General features: G+C 34.5%; 17 protein-coding genes. 11 read left to right on the forward strand and 6 right to left on the reverse strand.

Annotation, left to right across the window (positions count from 1 at the left end; genetic code table 11):
- Nucleotides 1-359: 359 nt before the first annotated feature.
- From OF897_RS00005 to OF897_RS00015, 3 genes are all read right to left on the reverse strand, one after another.
- Nucleotides 360-1,058 (reverse strand): hypothetical protein, encoded by a 699-nt coding sequence (locus OF897_RS00005; RefSeq protein ID WP_267263635.1) that lies wholly within the window; start codon nucleotides 1,056-1,058, stop codon nucleotides 360-362.
- 86 nt (nucleotides 1,059-1,144) lie between these two features.
- Nucleotides 1,145-1,552 carry a hypothetical protein gene (locus OF897_RS00010; RefSeq protein WP_267263636.1) on the reverse strand — a complete coding sequence of 136 codons (408 nt, stop codon included), beginning with the start codon at nucleotides 1,550-1,552 and terminating at the stop codon, nucleotides 1,145-1,147.
- Between the two features lie 11 nt (nucleotides 1,553-1,563).
- On the reverse strand, nucleotides 1,564-3,156 hold the full coding sequence (locus OF897_RS00015) for a hypothetical protein (protein WP_267263637.1): 1,593 nt from the start codon (nucleotides 3,154-3,156) through the stop codon (nucleotides 1,564-1,566).
- A gap of 153 nt (nucleotides 3,157-3,309) precedes the next feature.
- Between OF897_RS00015 and OF897_RS00020 the strand changes: the two genes are divergently transcribed.
- Complete coding sequence (locus OF897_RS00020; protein ID WP_267263638.1) at nucleotides 3,310-3,663, forward strand: helix-turn-helix domain-containing protein; 354 nt, start codon at nucleotides 3,310-3,312, stop codon at nucleotides 3,661-3,663.
- 160 nt (nucleotides 3,664-3,823) lie between these two features.
- Nucleotides 3,824-4,564, forward strand: a complete 741-nt coding sequence (locus tag OF897_RS00025) for a DUF6261 family protein (protein WP_267263639.1) — start codon at nucleotides 3,824-3,826, stop codon at nucleotides 4,562-4,564.
- 230 nt (nucleotides 4,565-4,794) lie between these two features.
- On the opposite strand, the gene infB is transcribed toward OF897_RS00025, so the two are convergent.
- From infB to rimP, 3 genes are all read right to left on the reverse strand, one after another.
- Nucleotides 4,795-7,806, reverse strand: a complete 3,012-nt coding sequence (infB, locus tag OF897_RS00030; RefSeq protein WP_267263640.1) for a translation initiation factor IF-2 — start codon at nucleotides 7,804-7,806, stop codon at nucleotides 4,795-4,797.
- A 76-nt stretch (nucleotides 7,807-7,882) separates the two neighbouring features.
- Complete coding sequence (gene nusA, locus OF897_RS00035) at nucleotides 7,883-9,118, reverse strand: transcription termination factor NusA (protein WP_267263641.1); 1,236 nt, start codon at nucleotides 9,116-9,118, stop codon at nucleotides 7,883-7,885.
- Nucleotides 9,119-9,133: 15 nt separating this feature from the next.
- A complete protein-coding gene (gene rimP / locus OF897_RS00040) occupies nucleotides 9,134-9,601 on the reverse strand; it encodes a ribosome assembly cofactor RimP (RefSeq protein WP_267263642.1) in 468 nt (155 codons plus the stop codon).
- 286 nt (nucleotides 9,602-9,887) lie between these two features.
- Between rimP and OF897_RS00045 the strand changes: the two genes are divergently transcribed.
- The 9 genes from OF897_RS00045 to OF897_RS00085 all read left to right on the forward strand — a co-directional run bounded on the left by OF897_RS00045 (nucleotide 9,888) and on the right by OF897_RS00085 (nucleotide 18,605).
- Nucleotides 9,888-11,198 carry a UDP-glucose dehydrogenase family protein gene (locus tag OF897_RS00045; RefSeq protein WP_267263643.1) on the forward strand — a complete coding sequence of 437 codons (1,311 nt, stop codon included), beginning with the start codon at nucleotides 9,888-9,890 and terminating at the stop codon, nucleotides 11,196-11,198.
- A gap of 84 nt (nucleotides 11,199-11,282) precedes the next feature.
- On the forward strand, nucleotides 11,283-12,362 hold the full coding sequence (rfbB, locus tag OF897_RS00050) for a dTDP-glucose 4,6-dehydratase (RefSeq protein WP_267263644.1): 1,080 nt from the start codon (nucleotides 11,283-11,285) through the stop codon (nucleotides 12,360-12,362).
- An 11-nt stretch (nucleotides 12,363-12,373) separates the two neighbouring features.
- On the forward strand, nucleotides 12,374-13,237 hold the full coding sequence (rfbA, locus tag OF897_RS00055; RefSeq protein ID WP_267263645.1) for a glucose-1-phosphate thymidylyltransferase RfbA: 864 nt from the start codon (nucleotides 12,374-12,376) through the stop codon (nucleotides 13,235-13,237).
- A gap of 175 nt (nucleotides 13,238-13,412) precedes the next feature.
- Nucleotides 13,413-14,270 carry an ABC transporter permease gene (locus OF897_RS00060; RefSeq protein ID WP_267263646.1) on the forward strand — a complete coding sequence of 286 codons (858 nt, stop codon included), beginning with the start codon at nucleotides 13,413-13,415 and terminating at the stop codon, nucleotides 14,268-14,270.
- 58 nt (nucleotides 14,271-14,328) lie between these two features.
- Nucleotides 14,329-15,597: an ABC transporter ATP-binding protein gene (locus tag OF897_RS00065; protein ID WP_267263647.1), complete on the forward strand. Its 1,269-nt coding sequence runs from the start codon at nucleotides 14,329-14,331 to the stop codon at nucleotides 15,595-15,597.
- Nucleotides 15,581-15,982 carry a sugar 3,4-ketoisomerase gene (locus OF897_RS00070; RefSeq protein ID WP_267263648.1) on the forward strand — a complete coding sequence of 134 codons (402 nt, stop codon included), beginning with the start codon at nucleotides 15,581-15,583 and terminating at the stop codon, nucleotides 15,980-15,982. Before OF897_RS00065 ends, OF897_RS00070 begins: the two co-directional genes overlap by 17 nt.
- 14 nt (nucleotides 15,983-15,996) lie before the next feature.
- Nucleotides 15,997-16,965: a GNAT family N-acetyltransferase gene (locus tag OF897_RS00075; protein ID WP_267263649.1), complete on the forward strand. Its 969-nt coding sequence runs from the start codon at nucleotides 15,997-15,999 to the stop codon at nucleotides 16,963-16,965.
- A gap of 2 nt (nucleotides 16,966-16,967) precedes the next feature.
- The gene (locus tag OF897_RS00080) at nucleotides 16,968-17,654 is read left to right on the forward strand and encodes an acetyltransferase (protein ID WP_267263650.1); all 687 of its coding nucleotides are present in this window, start codon (nucleotides 16,968-16,970) and stop codon (nucleotides 17,652-17,654) included.
- 48 nt (nucleotides 17,655-17,702) lie between these two features.
- Nucleotides 17,703-18,605, forward strand: a complete 903-nt coding sequence (locus OF897_RS00085; RefSeq protein WP_267263651.1) for a glycoside hydrolase family protein — start codon at nucleotides 17,703-17,705, stop codon at nucleotides 18,603-18,605.
- The last annotated feature ends 30 nt before the right edge of the window (nucleotides 18,606-18,635 follow it).

An 18,635-nucleotide genomic window follows, 5' to 3' on the forward strand; every position in this document is an offset into this window, starting at 1 on the left:
GCCTCCATCAGTTTTCGGCACTAGCAACAAGTTTTCAAGAGGTGCAGTTTCCGGGGCATTCTCTCTTTTGATTTTAAAAGTATAGGTGTGAAAATTCGGTCCGTTTTCTATGTAGATCACATCATCAGTATCTATAGAAACTCCGTTTCAGATGTTTACCAATTTACCTTGCACATTGAGCTGTTTCTTCTCTATCGCTGTTTCTGCCTTTTCAAGATTGGGCAAAAGCTGGCTTCTGTGCTTGGCTTCACTTAGGGAAATTCTTTGGGAAATAAGCCGCAGTTGGGTTTGTTGTTGCGCTTCTTCGTTGTGTAAGTCTTCGGTTCTGCAGGAATAAGCTGAATCACGATAGTATTATTTCATCTCCTATAAATTCTAATATCTTTTACAATAATATCTACAAACAAATTCCGTTCATTACTACTAAAACGATTACCATTCTTATTTTTATATTCTTGTATTTGATTTAAAGGAATTGGAGAGTCCCAATCAACAATAATTTTTGCTTTCTTATTTTTATAATAAGGATTAACAACAATGAATTCTGTTTGTAAAGCAGCAGCCTTTGGCTTACTAAATATATTTCGTAATCTTTTAATCTGTATGGGTTTAGCCCAACAGATAAAATCAAAAAATGGTCTATTGATTAAATGATCTTTTTTATATTTTTCTAGATATGTATTTAGATGGATATATGGATCATCATCTTTTATTGCTTTGGCTGCATTATGAGAAATGTAAAAATCTGCATTATAATTAAATTCTATATTTTTTATAATGTACTTTTTATATACATATTCTAATTCTTTAAAATTAGACAATTCATTTAAATTGTTTATTCTTTCACTTTCATAAAAAGGAGAGCTTTTCCATACAATATTAATTTTAAAACGACTTCCAAATTTTTTATTTACGTCAGTAAAATAAAGTTGACTATCATAATTACATCCTCTTATTTGAGTATATAAGCTTTGGGGTTGTAGTTTAATAATATCTTGCAAGAGCTTAGAGAGTGGCTGATTAATATACTGAGTTTTGTTAGCTTCAAATTGTTTCAAATAGTTTAGAGTGTCAATCTGAGCGTTGACTTTATATGATAAAATAATAAAGCTAAAAACTAAAAATATTTTTAGACAAGTCCTCATTATTTATAAACACGTATATCCTTTACAATCTTACCCCCATAATAATTTCTTTCATCATCTGTGAAATAAAAACTATTTTTATTTTCATAAAAATCTGTTTCTGATGCTGTTAAAGGAGTCTCCCATACAATTACCAATATAATATTACTTGAAAAGGATTCATCCATCTCACAAAATAAAAATTGTGAAAAAGGAGTCACATTTATATTTTTTGCGTTTATACCTGCCCAAACTGAGATAGGTTGTATTTGCGTCATATTATTTAGCAATTTTGAAAAAGGCTGATTGATATACTGAGCCTTATTAGCTTCGAATTGCTTCATATAATTTAAAGTATCTAGTTGCGCTGACATTTTTAGACTTACAAATAAAAATGAGCAAAATAATATTTTATATAAGGTTTTCATTTTTTTTAATTTTAAAGATTACAGTTATCTGTCTTATTATAGATTGATTTTTTAGGATTATTCGGATCTTTCAGTTCTTCAACAAAAATAGGTTTAAAATCACCATTGGCATCTTTTTTACTTAGTCCAATCCCTGAATTATACTTTTTCAAAACAAATGCCATCGCAAGTTCATAAGCCTCATTTTTAGATTTGCCTTGTTTTCTAAATGATCTAAATACTTCATAAAAAGTAATACCAATCTTTTCTCCTGCATCCCATATCTTTGTATCAGAGTCAAGATATGTATTTGGAGGGTATTTTTCTTTAAATTTATCAAAAAGATACTGATCTGTAATTGTATATACATATTCACTTCCTTCATAGGCTATTGTAAAATAATGATCAAAATCATTGTTTATTTTATTGGCCTCAATAAACGTGTATACATCTGCGGCTGAGGGTCCCGCAAATTCCACATTAGGGTGAGTATGTACACCTGCTTTTACTTTGAAATTGGGACTTTGTGCCACTATACTAACGTGTGTTCCGGAAAAATCTTCAAAAATAGGAGTTACCTGTTCGTTACCATTAGAATCTACACCCAATGAAAAAGATTTTTCATTAGAATTTGTACTAATATTTACTTTTACTTCAGCTAATCTTCCACTGGCTTTAGGCTTTGCCAAGAATTCTTTTGCCTTATTATTTTCAGCAACAATTTTTTCACAAGGATTTACTTTTGATGGCGGCATATCACTCGGTTGTGTAGGAAAACCAGTACTACACCCGTTCGGGTTCGTAATCCCAACTTCACTGGGATTATTGGCTACCGTGGTACAGTCTGGTGGTGTTCCCGGGTCTGTGTTGCCATTTCCTCCCGGTCCTGTTCCTGAACCTCCAGGACCTCCAGGATAATCGATCACTTCTGGAAGTTCCTCCATGTTGCAACCTCCCGTAATTATTGTGTAAACACCAGGTGGCGTATCGGCTTTGCATTTTGGCCACTGACTTACATTTGAGGCATTATGCACATTGTCACTACAGGTCACATAAATAGTTTCCTCATTCCAATTGCAGGTCATCTTTGCCAATTGTCCACCACTATTAAAACTTCCGTTTGCCAATTCGCTAATTGTCGTTTTTCCGTTGGTATTTACCGGCTCTCCGTTTCTTACTTTCTCTCTTTCTTGAGGAGTAAAATTGTAGGTTACCAAAAACTCTTTATAGCCTCCATCAGTTTTCGGCACTAGCAACAAGTTTTCAAGAGGTGCGTCTTCCGGTGTATTCTCTCTTTTAATAATAAAAGTGTACGTGTGAAAATTCGGTCCGTTTTCGATATAGATCACTTCATCGGTATCTATAGAAACTCCGTTACCATAGTTGATTACCTTTCCGTTGATATTCGTTTTAGAATTTTTAAGCCCCTCTTCTGCCTTTTCGATTTCAGGAAGAAGCATGCTTCTGTGTTTACTTTCATCCAGAGAAATCCTCTTTGAGGTAAGCTGAAACTTTGCGCTGTTGTTATAAGTTTCGTTTTCGTTGAGGTGATCTGTCCTGCAGGAAGAGATGGTAAGTGCGACCAAAAGAATCAGGCAGAGCCTGAGAAATAGATTTTTCTTCATTGTCATTTGTTTTTAAAGGGTTAAATATATCAATTTTTCTTAACTCCACAAATATGTGACAAATATTCTAAAAATAATGAGAAGAAAATTACTGGTTTCCGTATTATTTTTCTAAAAGAAAATTTATGTACTTTTGAAAAAAATACTTCGATTATGACACTGGGAGAGAAGCTGAAAAAAGCGAGAATCAACAAAAACTTTACGCAGGAATATCTTGCCGAGATGCTAAACGTTTCGCAAAAGACCTATTCTAATTTTGAGAACGACAAAAGCAAGCCCGGCTTTTCTCAGGTAGAAGAGATGGCAAAAGTATTAGACGTGAGCGTTCTTGATTTTTTAAGTGGAGACAGTATAACAGTTAATCAGAGTGATAATAAGGTTGCAATAGCTCAAAATTATGCAGCTATTAATAATTCGGATAAGCTTATCGAGCAATACGAAGAGCGGATAAAAGAGCTGAAAGAGCAGGTAGAATACTGGAAAAACCAGTCTCAGGGAAGTAAATAGCTTTCCTCCTCTCCGGAAAGCTTCCTGCATCCTGCAGCAGGTTTTCCGGTAACCGGGAAAGTTCCATGCACGCTGCAGGAAGATTTCCGGAAGCAGGGAATGTGTACCGCAATATGCAGCAGATATCTCCGTTAACTAAAAAAACAAATTTTAAAAAAATATGAACGCAATTGAACTAAAATTACTTCGAAACGCAGAATATCTGCAGTACGTAAAAGACTATTTGGGAATTATTAACCTGAACAATCCTACACAGCTAGGGATTGATGTAAAACTTAGCACTTTTACAAATAAAATATCCGAACTGGAATCGCTTTATAAAAAAGCTTTAGCCAGCGAAAAAACTCAGGAGCTTCTACTTATTGATGAAAGAAGGGATGCAGCCGTTACCGGCTTAAATTATTTTCTGCTTTCTCAGACCTATCATTTTGAAATTACAAAGCGAAAAAATGCACAGCTTCTTTTGGACAATATGAATCTATACGGAAGCAGTATCGCCCGCCTCAATTATCAGGCAGAAACTGCTACCATCAACAACATCATCCGCGACTGGGAAAACAAGCCCGAACTCATTGCAGCTATTTCAACATTTAACCTCACAGAATGGGTTTATGAGTTGAAAACTTCCAATGAAGAGTTTAATACAAAATATCTTTCAAGAACTCAGGAATATGGCGATGCAAGCCCGGAAACCATTAAACTGAAAAGAGAAGAAACAAATGTTGCCTATTATGCACTGAGAGACAGAATAGATACACTTCATCTCTTGGTAGAAACCCCGCCTTCACCTTATGCTACCGTTATCAACCAGCTTAATGCATTGACAGATCAGTATAATAAACTGCTTGTAAACAGAACTGACAGTTCGGTTTCAGGGAATGCGGAAAATCCGACTGCTTAAATATGATAGGTTTTATTATTTAACACAAAGTTGTTTGTCATTCCGGTAGGAATCTAAACTTAAATCATTAGTTTGTCATCGCTGAGATTCCTCCGGAAATCGAAGATTCGACGAAGTCAATGACAAACTAACTGTTAATCTATCGCAAAAATTATAACAAATTCAAAGCTTAAAAACAAAAATCGCCCGCATCAAAGATGCGGGCGATTTTATATATTAACAAAATTAAATTACTTCAATTTCTTCTTCACAGCAACCTCCTCGTATACTTCAAGGATGTCGTTCTGCTCGATGTCGTTGTAACCTTTAAGGTTCAGACCACATTCGTAGCCTTTTGTAACCTCTCTTACGTCGTCTTTGAAACGTTTCAAACTTTCTAGTTCACCGTCAAATTTCACAATACCGTCTCTTAGTAATCTTACTTTAGACTGTCTTGTTACTTTTCCGGTAAGAACCATACAACCTGCAATAGTCCCCACTTTAGAAATCTTGAATACTTCTCTAATTTCTACGTTACCGATAACCTGCTCCTGAATTTCCGGAGAAAGCATTCCCTCCATCGCTTCTTTTACTTCGTCAATCGCTTTGTAGATAATAGAATATGTTCTGATCTCGATTTCTTCACGGTCTGCAAGTTCTTTAGCATTTGCTCCAGCTCTTACGTTAAATCCGATGATAATTGCATCAGATGCTGCCGCTAAGTTGATATCAGATTCAGTGATCTGTCCAACACCTGAGTGAAGAATTTTAACACTGATTTCTTCTGTTGACAATCTCTGTAACTGATCAGAAAGTGCTTCCACAGAACCATCCACGTCACCTTTAAGGATAATATTCAATTCTTTGAATTCACCTAAGGCAATACGTCTACCCAATTCTTCAAGCGTCGTATGTTTCTTGGTTCTGATTGATAATTCTCTTTGTAACTGCTCTCTCTTGTTTGCAATCGCTTTACCTTCACTTTCGTCAGCATAAACTCGGAATTTATCACCTGCAGTAGGTGCTCCGTCTAAACCTAAGATCGTTGCAGGGATTGATGGACCAGCTTCTTCAAGGTTTTTACCTCTCTCATCAAGCAAAGCTTTTACTTTACCGTGATTTTTACCAGCTACTACATAATCTCCTACTTTTAAAGTTCCTGTTTGTACCAACATCGTTGCCACATAACCTCTTCCTTTATCTAAAGATGCTTCAATTACAACTCCGTTTGCAGCACGCTCAGGATTAGCTTTCAATTCAAGCATTTCTGCCTGTAACAATACTTTCTCCAATAAAAGATCCATATTATTACCCATTTTAGCTGAAATTTCCTGCGCCTGTACATTTCCACCCCATTCTTCTACCAAAATATTCATTCCGGAAAGTTGCTGACGGATGTTATCAGGATTTGCATTCGGCTTATCTACCTTGTTGATTGCAATAATCATTGGTACACCTGCAGCCTGTGCGTGAGAAATAGCTTCTTTTGTTTGAGGCATTACATCGTCATCGGCAGCGATTACGATAATTGCAATATCGGTAACCTGTGCTCCTCTCGCTCTCATCGCTGTAAAGGCTTCGTGACCTGGTGTATCTAAGAATGTAATTCTCTGACCATTTTCCAGTTTCACATTGTAAGCCCCGATGTGCTGAGTAATTCCACCAGATTCACCTGCGATAACATTGGTTTTTCTGATGTAATCCAATAATGAAGTTTTACCGTGGTCAACGTGTCCCATTACGGTAACAATCGGTGCTCTTGGTAATAAACTTTCTTCTGTATCGATTTCGTCTTCTGAATCTGTATCTTCAAGATCAGCATCCGAGAATTCAATTTTATAACCAAATTCATCAGCTACCAACAATAAAGTATCGGCTTCTAATCTTTGGTTCATCGTAACCATTACTCCAAGAGAGAAACATGCAGAAATAACCTCAGTTGCACTTACATCCATCAAACTTGCCAGCTCTCCGACAGTGATAAATTCAGTAACTTTTAGTGAAGTATCTCTAGCATCTGCTTCTTGCTGAAGATTATCCTGTTCTCTACGGTAAGATCTTTTATCTTTTCTGTGCTTAGATGATTTAGACTTACCTCCTTTATTGGTTAATTTCTCAAGCGTTTCCTTAATCTGGTTTTTAACTTGTTCGTCTGTTAATTCAACAGGCATGGTTCTTTGACCAGGTCTATTATTGTTCCCAAAACGGTTTCCACCTTGTCCCGGACCACCTGGACGGTTTTGACCACCCTGTCCTGGAGGTCTGTTCCCTTGAGGACCACCTGGACGGTTTTGACCACCTTGCCCCGGAGGTCTGTTCCCTTGAGGACCACCTTGTCCCGGAGGACGGTTTCCACCTGGGCCGTTTTGACCTTGAGGACGGTTTTGTCCGCCTTGATTATTTCCGCCTTGTTGGTTGTTCCCATTATTTTGGTTAGGACCACCTGGCTTTTCAATTCTTTTTCTTTTCTTTTTGGCTGCATTTGGCTTTGGCGCAAACTGCGTTAAGTCAATTTTTTCACCAACGATTTTAGGACCGTCAAGCTTCTGATAAACAGTTTCTATTTTCTGAGGCTCCTGAGATTCTTCAGGTGTAGATTCAGGTTTTTTCTCTTCCACTTTTTCTACAGGCTTTTCAACCGGCTTAGGTGTTTCTTTTACTGGTTCAGCAGGTTTAGCAACTTCTGCTTTTACCTCTTCTGTTTTAGGCTTGTCTTTTCTGGCAGGTCTGTTTCTATTCCCTTCAATCTGTGACAAATCTATTTTATCTAAAACTTTAAATTCCTGTTTTTCAGGAGTAGCTTTAACTTCAGAAACCGGTGCTGCTTCTTCTTTAGTAGCTTTTACCTCTTCTTTCACCTCCTTCACTTCTACTTTCTCTTCTTTCTTTTCTTCTACAGGCGCAGCTGGAGCAGGAGTTGGTTCTTCTGCAGCAGGTTCAGCTTTTTTAGGCTCAAGATCAATTTTGCCTAAAATTCTGGTTTCTGGTTTTGTATTAGCTTTAGCTCTTATTACTTCAGGTGCTTTTTTCTCTTCCATTTCCAGTTTTTCTTCCGGAACTTTAGAAATAACCACCTCATGGGAAGCTTTACGTTGCTCGCCATCTTTGGCAAACTCAGCTTCCAATGCAGAATATGCCGCTTCTTCTAATTGAGCGTTAGGATTGTTTTCAACCACAATATCTTTAGACTGTAAAAACTCTACCAGCCTAGACATTGATATGTTAAATTCCTTAACCGCTTTATTTAATCTTATTTTTGGCATCTATATTATTTACTGTTTTTTTTAATTCTTAAAATTAAAGTATTCTTTTACTGTTATTAAAATTTATTTCTAAATATTAATCTTCAAATTCCTCTCTCAAGATACGCTTCACGTCATCAATGGTTTCTTCTTCCAAATCTACCATGTTTAAAAGACTTGCCGTATCCTTATCCAACACAGATTTTGCAGTTGTAAGACCTACTTTCTTAAACTCATCCAAAATCCACTGTTCAATATCATCATTAAATTCTCTCAAGTCTACATCATCATCTTCGCTAGCTTCTCTGAAAACGTCTATTTCGTATCCAGAAAGCCAAGAAGCCAGCCTGATGTTTTGTCCTTGCTTACCGATAACTTTAGAAATCTCTTCAACCGGAGTATAAACCAATGCATAGTTTGTATCCTCGTTGATTTCAATTTTATTGATGGTAACATTTCCTAAAGCTCTCTTTACCATAATCTCAGGGTTTTTAGACCACTGAATTACATCTATGTTTTCGTTTCTTAATTCTCTTACGACACCGTGAATTCTAGAACCTTTCACACCAACACAAGCTCCTACAGGATCGATTCTATCGTCGTAAGCATCAACTGCTATTTTTGCTTTTTCACCAGGAATTCTCACTGCTTTTTTAAGCATAATTGTTCCGTCCTGAATTTCCGGAATCTCTAATTCCAATAGTTTCTCTAAGAATTTCGGCGCTGTTCTTGAAATGATAATCTGTGGTTTTGAACCCTTAAAATCAACTGTTTCAACAATAGCTCTGATGTTTTCTCCTTTTTTGAAGAAATCTGAAGGAATTTGATTTTCTTTAGGTAAGATAAATTCGTTCCCTTCATCGTCTAACAAGATTACATGTTTGTGACGGATGTGGTGAATTTCACCAATTACAATCTCCCCGATTCTGTCTCTGAACTGCTCATACAACATTGCGTTGTTATGCTCCTGCAATTTTGTTGCTAAAATCTGTTTCAGCGTCAAAATATTTCTTCTTCCTAACTGAGCAACCGGAATTTCCATTGTAAAATCTTCACCCACTTCAAAAGTCGGATCGATTTTTTTCGCTTCCGTAATTTCAATCTCAAGATCGTCGTCTTCAGACATTTCGTCTTCAACGATTGTTTTATTTAAAAATATCTGAAAATCTCCTTTATCAGGATTTACAATTACATCAAAGTGATCATCAGAATCAAATCTTTTTCTCAACAAAGTTTTAAGAGAATCTTCAATAATCGCCATAAGATCAATTTTACTGATCCCTTTTTCGTCTTTAAAATCACCAAATGATTCAATCAACGCTATATTATCCATGTATCTTTTTTTCTTTTAAAATTTAAGTACTACCAATGCTTTCTTTATCTCAGAGTAAGGAATTTCTTTTTCCTCCTCCACATCTACTTTACCTTTACCTACTTCTTTCGGTTTGCGATAACGCAGTACAAGAGTAATTTTTTCTTCATTCACTTTTGCAAGCTCACCTTCAACTTTTGAAGAATCATTCAGCAAAATTTCAATTTCTCTTCCGATATTTTTTTCAAACTGTCTCGGAATAGAAAGAGGCTCGCTTAATCCTGCAGACATTACCTGAAGGCTGAAATCATGCTCTTCACGATCCATATTAAACTCTATTGCACGGCTTGCATCCAAACAATCCTGTACAGTAACACCATTGTCACCATCCAAGATTACGGTAATATCGTCGCCGGCAGAAAACTTCAAATCAATTAAGAATAAATCTTCTCTCGTCTGAAGAAAATCATTCAATAATGTTTCAATATTTTTTCTAAACTCCATATTATTAATGCTGATTTACCAGTACGAAAAAAGGCTTTCTCTTCGAAGCCTTCTCATTTTTTCCGTAAATCTTATGCAAATATATGACAATTTTATAAAACATACAAACAGACTTCATAATCAACAGAATAAGAATTTCACAAAATTTAAAAAATACAATAATTCTAAAGCCTTCTAAAACAATATATCATTTTAATTCATGATATTTAATAAGTTATTATTCATTTAAAAAGACAGTGAAACAATTTTTAGTATTTTTGTCAGGAATTTTATAAAAACATATATTTTGAATATAACAATAGTAGGAACAGGCTATGTAGGTTTGGTTACAGGAACTACCCTTGCAGAACTTGGCAATTCGGTTTATTGTGTTGACATCGATGAAAAAAAAGTAGAAGGAATGAAAAACGGCGTCGTACCTATTTACGAGCCGAATCTTGAAGAAATGTTCCTGAGAAATATTCAGGCAGAAAGATTATTTTTCACCACTAATTTAAGAGAAGCTTTAGATAAAAGCGAGGTTATTTACCTTGCACTACCTACTCCACCCGGAGAAGACGGCTCTGCAGATCTTTCTTACGTATTAAAAGTAGCTAATGATATTGGCGAAATGATGACGAAATATAAAGTTATCGTTAATAAAAGTACGGTTCCTGTAGGAACAGCGAACAAAGTAAGAGAAACTATTGCAGCGAAAACAACGATTGATTTTGATGTTGTTTCAAATCCTGAATTTCTAAGGGAAGGTTTTGCTGTAGAAGACTCGATGAATCCTGCAAGAGTAGTTGTAGGATCAAGCTCTGATAAAGCGAAAGATATTATGGCTAAAATTTATCAGCCATTTACCAATACCGGAATTCCTATTATTTTTATGGATGAAAAGTCTTCCGAACTTACAAAATATGCTTCCAACTCATTTTTAGCGGTAAAAATTACGTTTATGAATGAAATTGCCAACTATTGTGAAAAAGTTGGTGCTGATGTAGATAAAGTAAGGCTAGGAATGGGAAGTGATGACAGAATTGGTCATAGATTCTTATTTCCCGGGATCGGATATGGTGGAAGCTGTTTTCCGAAAGATGTGAAAGCTTTAATTAAATCAGGAAAAGATGATGATTTTAATTTTCAGATTTTAGAAGCTACTGAAAAAGTGAATATTTCTCAAAAAGTGATTCTTGTTTCAGAAATTGAAAAATATTTCGGGGGGAATATTGAAGGAAAAACTATTGCTATATGGGGATTGGCTTTCAAAGCTAACACGGATGACATCAGAGAGGCATCTTCTTTAGATAACATCGAATTACTTCTTCAAAAAGGTGCAAAAATAATTGCTTACGACCTCATCGCTGAGGAAAATGTAAGAAAATTATTAGGCGACAAAATATCTTATGCAAACACAATGTATGATGCCTTGGAAGGATCAGATGCTTTGTTCATTGCCACAGAATGGCCGGAATTTAAAAATCCTAATTTTGATTTAATGGCCAAAAAGATGAATAATAAAGCTATTTTTGACGGCAGGAATATATATCCTTTGGAAGTTCCTGAGCAAAATGGGTTTTATTATAAGAGTATTGGAAGAAAAACGATTAAGTAAGAGTCAAATAAAAAGAATCAAGTTTTAAACTATAATTTTGAAAACGCCAAAAGCAAAGCTATCGGCAAAAAGCATATAATAAATATGAAAAACATTATCATTACAGGCGGAGCCGGTTTCATTGGCTCACATGTTGTAAGAGAATTTGTAAAAAATAATCCGGAATCTACCATCATCAATCTTGATGCTTTAACGTATGCCGGAAATCTTGAAAACTTAAAAGATATTGAAAATGAACCTAATTATGTTTTCGAAAAAGCAGACATCACAAAACCTGAAGAATTAAGAAAGGTTTTCGAAAAATATAATCCGGATGCAGTAATTCATTTGGCTGCAGAAAGCCATGTGGACAGAAGTATTACAGATCCGATGGCATTTATCAACACCAATGTAAATGGAACTGCCAATCTTTTGAATCTTTGTAAAGAATTCTGGACTTTAAACGAAGATCACACCCACGGAAGATTCCCAGATGAAAAGAGAACAAATCTTTTCTATCACGTTTCTACAGATGAAGTTTACGGGAGTTTGGGCGAGACAGGATTTTTCTTAGAAACAACATCTTACGATCCACAATCTCCATATTCGGCATCAAAAGCAGCTTCTGACCATTTGGTAAGAGCTTACGGAAATACTTACGGAATGCCGTTTATTGTTTCTAACTGTTCGAACAATTATGGCCCGAATCATTTTCCTGAAAAATTAATTCCGCTTTGTATTTCAAATATTATTAACGAAAAGCCTTTACCAATTTACGGTGACGGAAAATATACAAGAGACTGGTTATTTGTAATTGACCATGCAAAAGCAATCCACCAAATTTTCAATGATGCTAAAACAGGAGAAACTTACAATATCGGCGGTTTCAACGAATGGCAAAATATTGATTTGGTAAAAGAATTAATTAAGCAAATGGATGAAAAGTTAGGAAATCCTGCAGGACATTCTGAAAAATTAATTACTTACGTAAAAGACAGACCGGGTCACGACAAACGTTATGCAATTGATGCAACAAAATTAAATTCTGAACTAGGCTGGAAACCTTCCGTAACTTTCGAACAAGGATTAGGAAAAACAATCGATTGGTTCTTGGGAAATAAAGAATGGCTGGAAAATGTGACCAGCGGAGATTATCAGAAATACTACGAAAAGCAATACAACTAATAACCCACAAGATGAAAGGAATAATATTAGCCGGAGGTTCCGGAACCAGACTTTACCCTCTTACCATTGCCGTAAGCAAACAATTAATGCCTGTTTACGACAAACCGATGATTTATTATCCTCTATCTACTTTACTTTTAGCGGGAATTAAAGATATTTTGATTATCACTACTCCACATGATCAGGCAGGATTTATCAAGCTTTTAGGAGATGGCTCACAAATCGGATGTAATATTGAATATGTAGTACAGCCAAGTCCAGATGGATTAGCACAGGCTTTTATTTTGGGAGATCAGTTTATTGGAAATGATTCTGCAGCATTGGTTTTAGGAGATAATATTTTTTATGGTTCAGAAATGGGAACTTTATTGAAAAATAAGACCGATCCAAATGGCGGTGTTGTTTTCGCATATCACGTTTCAGATCCTGAGAGATATGGAGTTGTAGAATTTGATGACAACTTCAAAGCTGTTTCTATTGAAGAAAAACCGTTGCACCCAAAATCAAATTATGCAGTTCCAGGATTATATTTTTATGATAATGAAGTTGTAGAAATTGCCAAAAACATTCAGCCTTCTCCAAGAGGCGAACTTGAAATTACTGATGTAAACAATGTTTATTTAAGCAAAGGAAAACTGGAAGTTGGTGTTTTAGATAGGGGTACTGCTTGGCTAGACACCGGAACATTTGATTCTTTAAATGATGCTTCAGAATTTGTAAGCGTTATCGAAAAAAGACAGGGCTTTAAAATAGGATGTATTGAAGAAATTGCTTTTAGAAACGGATTTATCAATGAAGAGAAACTTCTTGAGACTGCCGTGAAATATGGTAAAAGTGGGTATGGGGAATACTTAAAGAAACTTGTCATTAAATAATATAAATTATTTAACAAAATACACCAAGCTATTGACTAAAGTCAGTAGCTTTTTTGTTCAAAAAAAATAAATATTATTATATTTACTCTGCATTTATCTGAATATGAAGAAGATTTCACGATTCAGTAAACTATAAATCGATTAATTATTTTAAATTTGTAAAAATTCCCCACAAATGAATGAACCACAACAGAAGTGGACAGAAACTATTGAGTCTAATCACTCTTTATTTCAACTCAATTTAAAAGAAGTATGGCGATACCGTGACTTGGTCTTAATGTTTGTAAAGAGAGATTTTATTTCGTCTTTTAAGCAAACAATTTTAGGCCCGCTTTGGTTTTTCATCAATCCTATTTTAACTACTATAGTTTTTACACTTGTTTTTGGAAACATTGCTAATTTGCCAACAGATGGCATTCCTCCTATACTATTTTATTTGGCAGGAAACACACTTTGGGGATATTTTAGCACTACAATGCTAAGCGTATCAAATGTTTTTACAGGAAACGCAGGGATGTTCGGAAAAGTATATTTTCCTAGACTAGTAACTCCGATTTCTACAATTATCTCAAGTTTCATGCGACTTGCTATACAGCTACTCCTATTTTGGATCGTTTTGGCGTATTACATATCCAAAGGTGAAGTACAACCAAATTCTTGGGCATTTTTCTTTCCTGTTTTAATTATTTTTTTAGCTTTATTTTCTTTAGGATTAGGAATGATATTTTCCTCACTTACTACAAAATACAGAGATTTGTCTTTATTATTAGGGTTTGGGGTGAGTTTATTCATGTGGTTTACACCTGTTATTTTGCCAACCTCATTAGTAAAACGACAATTAGGAAGTTACGGTTTTTTGGCAGATTTGAATCCTTTAACACCTATTTTTGAGTGTTTTAAATATGGATTTATTGGTTCCGGAGATTTTAATATCACAAGACTTTTATTTAGTTTTATATTTATCATTATTATATTATTAATCGGAATTGTTATTTTCAATAAATCTGAAAAATCATTTATAGACACTGTTTAAAGGAGTGATGATAATTATCACTAAATAGTTGATTAAAAATTTATATTAAATTAAACACATGCTTGCACTAAAGGCAGAAAACATATCGAAACAATACCGACTCGGACAGGTAGGAACAGGGACATTAACTCATGACCTCAATAGGTTTTGGCATAAAGTAAGAGGAAAAGAAGACCCCTACCTTAAAATAGGAGAATCTAATGATAGAAGTACTAAAGGCGGCTCAGAATATGTGTGGTCACTTCAGGATATTAATTTTGAAATCCAACAAGGTGATGCCGTTGGAATTATTGGCAGAAACGGTGCCGGAAAATCTACTCTTTTAAAACTTCTCAGTAAGGTCACAAAACCTACTACAGGAAAAATCTATACCAATGGCAGAATTGCTTCACTTTTGGAAGTAGGAACAGGTTTTCACCCTGAAATGACAGGTCGCGAAAACGTCTTTCTTAATGGTGCTATTTTAGGAATGACTAAAAAAGAAATTACCCGAAAATTTGATGAGATCGTAGATTTCTCCGGAGTTGAAAGATACATAGATACTCCAGTAAAAAGATATTCTTCCGGAATGTACGTAAGGTTAGCTTTCGCTGTTGCAGCTCACCTAGAATCTGAAATTCTTATTGTTGATGAGGTTTTAGCAGTAGGAGATGCAGATTTTCAAAAAAAATGTTTAGGAAAAATGGGTGATGTTACAAAAGGAGAAGGAAGAACAATTCTATTTGTAAGTCATAATATGGCGGCTGTGAAAAGTCTTTGCAACAACGGAATTTTATTAGATAAAGGTAGTGTTGTCTCTACTGGAAATATTATAGAAGTGGTGAACGAGTATCAAAAAAACTCTAATCTTATCCAAAATTATTATTCTTCCGGCAATATTAGCGAGAGCATCGGGAACGAAAATATTAAAATTTTAGAATTTTCAATTAAATCTAAAAATACTGAGTTAATTACTATCTCTTCTGAAATTGCAGGAAAAATAGTATTCTATAATGTTCGAGAAAATATAAATTTAGATTGTACAATAGAACTTTTAACTTTTGAAGAAATTCCGGTTTTTCACACCGGCTGCATTCTTAGCGAAAATAGAGACTCAAAAAAAGGGATTTACACCTTAGACTTTGCAATTCCAAGTGGACTTTTGAATGCGGGTAATTATTATTTTAAAGTAATCTTTGGCGAAAATCAAAGGTATATTCTCTATATAAATGAACAAATTTGCAGTTTTGAAATTATGAATGAAAGTTCATCATCAAACAGCTCTATATTACCTGGAATTATAAGACAAAACCTAAATTTTCAAATTAACTATGAGCCACAATTATAAAAAACCAACACTCATTGATTTTTCCAGAACAGGAGACCGTTCTACTGGCTATATTTCAATTGCTGAAAAAGAAAGACTTCCTTTTGTTCCTAAAAGAATATACTGGACGTATTTTACACCCGAAGATGTTGTAAGAGGTTTTCATTCTCATCACAATTTGGAGCAAGTACTTATTGCAATGGCAGGGAAAATAACTTTGAATATTGAAACAAATGATGGAGAATTATTTGAGTTTATCTTAGATTCTCCGGACAAAGGAGTTTATATACCAAAGCAATGTTGGCGTACAATGAAATACAGCCACAATGCTGTTCAAATGTGTATTGCAAGCATGGAATACGATGAAAGTGATTATATAAGAGATTATAGCTTGTTCAAAAAATAATATCAGCAAAAGTTTTGGAAGTTATAAAATATACTGAAGAATTCCGAAAAGACTGGGAAGAATTTATTACCACCGCTATTAATGGTAATTTTTTGCATTCCAGAGCTTTCTATGATCATAATGAGCAAAATATAAAAGATGATTTTTCGCTGCTTTTTATGAAAAAAAATAAAATTGTGGCAGTACTTCCTGCAATTATTTTTACCAAGGATGGGAAAAAAATTATAAATTCTCATGCAAGAAGTACATATGGTGGTTTTATTATATCAAAAGGCATTGGAGTTAAAGACGCTTTAGAGCTTTTAGATTTAACACTTAATGTTGCCAAAGAAGAATTGGCAGACGAAATTGTTGTTAGAAATCCATTCAAAATATTTTACGAAACCATTAGTGAAGAAACAGATTATGCAATGTGGTATTATGGTTTTGAGATCAAGTATAGAGAGCTCGAAACATATATAGACCTAAGACCTTCTATTGATGTTATAAAAAAACAGTATGATAAGGGCACTAAATACAATACTGTAAAAGCCTGGAAAAATGTACAGGTACAGGAAACAGAGGATTTCGAAGGATATTGGGATATTTTATCTAAAAATCTCTTTGAAAAATATCAAAAACAGCCTACACATTCTATTGAGACTATACTAAATCTTCGCAATAATGTTGGGAAAGAAAAAGTTAAACTATTTGGTGCTTACCACGAAAATATTTTGATTGCAGGTTGCGTCATATTTGTTTTAAACAAAAGCATTCACGCACAGTATATTGCACAAGACAACAGTTATCAAGAATTCAGACCAATTAATGCAATTATCGATTATATTATTGATTGGGGGAAACAAGAAGGTTTCAACTTCTTCAATTTGGGAACTGCAAATGAAAATGAGGGTAGATTTATCAACGAAGGGCTTTTCCATTTTAAAGAAAGCTTTGGAGGAAGAGGAGTATTAAGAGAAACTTTATACAAAAAATTACATTAAATATGGAAAAACAAAAAAAACTAATTATTGTAGGATTGGGCGAAACTGCCGAAATCGCATACGAGTATTTCACCTACGATTCTCCTTACGAAGTAATCGGGTTTAGTGTAAATAAAGAATTTCTTACAGAAAACAACCCATATCAACTTCCTGTTTATCCTTTTGAAGAATTAGAAAATTTATTTCCACCGAGTGAAGTAGATGTTTATGTTGCTGTTTCGTACGTTCAACTAAACAGAGTCAGAAAAAAAATGTTTCTTGAGGCAAAAGCAAAAGGATATACTTGTGCAAGCTACATCAGCAGTAAAGCTTTTGTTTGGAGAAATGTACAGGTTGGAGAAAACGTGTTTATTTTTGAAAACAATGTAATTCAACATCATGTAAAACTGGGAGACAATATCATTTTATGGTCGGGGAATCATATTGGTCACAGAACAGAAATTCAAGACCATGTTTATATTTCTTCGCACGTGGTAATTTCTGGTTTTTGCGTTATAGGAGAAAGTTCTTTCTTGGGAGTAAACAGTACTTTTAATGATAATATAACATTAGGAAATGACAATATTGTTGGTAGCGGATCTCTCATTGTGAAAAACTCTGAAGATGGAAAGCTATTAGTAGGTTCTCCTGCAAGACCAAGTTCTAAGACAAGCTATGAAGCTTTTCAAGTTTCTGAAGAATATTTATAATGTTTAAAAACGTTAATAAATTACTTTTAATTAAATAAGTACTTTTTTATGAATTGGGAAAAGATTGGTGCTTTTGATGCACAAAAGTATACTAACAATTGGTTTCAACATTCAGCTTTGCAACCTACTCCGATTGTTTTAGAAAATGAAATTAGAGTTTTCTGTGGCTTTCGAGATGCTTCGGGTATCTCAAGAGTAGGTTTTGTAGATTTGGATATAAATGACCCATCAAATATTTTGAGAGTTAGCGATAATCCTGTATTAGATGTCGGTACTCCTGGGTGTTTTGACGACAATGGTGTTGTTCCAAGTGCAGTTTTAAGCTTAAAAGGTAAGATATACCTTTATTATGCAGGATATCAAATCCCAAAAAATGTGCGATTTTTAGTATTCGGAGGACTTGCAGTAAGTGATGATTTTGGCAAGACTTTTACAAGATGCTTCAACGTACCAGTTTTAGACCGTACTCAAGATGAACAGCTCTTTAGAGTTGCTCATTCTGTATTAGAAATTAATAATGAATTTCATGCTTTTTATGGAGGTGGGTCTGATTTTGATTCTGGTAAAGACAAAACATTACCTAAATATGATATCAGACATTTAAAATCCCAGAACCATGACGAATTTCCCAAATCAGGAAATACTCTCCTTAAATGTGAAAAAAATGAACATCGTTTAGGGAGACCTTATGTGTTTAAAAATAAAAATCTGTATGAAATGTATTTTGGTTATGGTACCGAAGAAAATCCATATTGGTTAACTTCGGCGGTGTCTAATGATTTAGAAAACTGGCAAAGAAATCAAGAAAGAATCATTCCAAAAGGTAGTGATATGAATGATGATAAAATGCAAGCATATCCTGCTGTTTTTGAAGTAAATGAGACAAAATATTTACTTTATAATGGTAACGATTATGGCAAGTATGGCTTTATAATATGCAAAGAAATTTGATGTTACGAGGTAATTTTATATTGAATATAT

Origin of the sequence: Chryseobacterium formosum (assembly GCF_026460885.1) — a bacterium.
GTDB classification, from domain to species: Bacteria; Bacteroidota; Bacteroidia; order Flavobacteriales; family Weeksellaceae; genus Chryseobacterium; species Chryseobacterium formosus.

What these genes read in the sequence shown, in the direction of transcription:
- OF897_RS00010 (WP_267263636.1), bottom strand. Translation starts at nt 1,552, where the DNA reads ATGAAAACCTTATATAAAATATTATTTTGCTCATTTTTATTTGTAAGT.
- OF897_RS00015 (WP_267263637.1), bottom strand. Translation starts at nt 3,156, where the DNA reads ATGAAGAAAAATCTATTTCTCAGGCTCTGCCTGATTCTTTTGGTCGCA.
- OF897_RS00020 (WP_267263638.1), top strand. Translation starts at nt 3,310, where the DNA reads ATGACACTGGGAGAGAAGCTGAAAAAAGCGAGAATCAACAAAAACTTT.
- OF897_RS00025 (WP_267263639.1), top strand. Translation starts at nt 3,824, where the DNA reads ATGAACGCAATTGAACTAAAATTACTTCGAAACGCAGAATATCTGCAG.
- infB (WP_267263640.1), bottom strand. Translation starts at nt 7,806, where the DNA reads ATGCCAAAAATAAGATTAAATAAAGCGGTTAAGGAATTTAACATATCA.
- nusA (WP_267263641.1), bottom strand. Translation starts at nt 9,118, where the DNA reads ATGGATAATATAGCGTTGATTGAATCATTTGGTGATTTTAAAGACGAA.
- rimP (WP_267263642.1), bottom strand. Translation starts at nt 9,601, where the DNA reads ATGGAGTTTAGAAAAAATATTGAAACATTATTGAATGATTTTCTTCAG.
- rfbB (WP_267263644.1), top strand. Translation starts at nt 11,283, where the DNA reads ATGAAAAACATTATCATTACAGGCGGAGCCGGTTTCATTGGCTCACAT.
- rfbA (WP_267263645.1), top strand. Translation starts at nt 12,374, where the DNA reads ATGAAAGGAATAATATTAGCCGGAGGTTCCGGAACCAGACTTTACCCT.
- OF897_RS00060 (WP_267263646.1), top strand. Translation starts at nt 13,413, where the DNA reads ATGAATGAACCACAACAGAAGTGGACAGAAACTATTGAGTCTAATCAC.
- OF897_RS00065 (WP_267263647.1), top strand. Translation starts at nt 14,329, where the DNA reads ATGCTTGCACTAAAGGCAGAAAACATATCGAAACAATACCGACTCGGA.
- OF897_RS00070 (WP_267263648.1), top strand. Translation starts at nt 15,581, where the DNA reads ATGAGCCACAATTATAAAAAACCAACACTCATTGATTTTTCCAGAACA.
- OF897_RS00080 (WP_267263650.1), top strand. Translation starts at nt 16,968, where the DNA reads ATGGAAAAACAAAAAAAACTAATTATTGTAGGATTGGGCGAAACTGCC.
- OF897_RS00085 (WP_267263651.1), top strand. Translation starts at nt 17,703, where the DNA reads ATGAATTGGGAAAAGATTGGTGCTTTTGATGCACAAAAGTATACTAAC.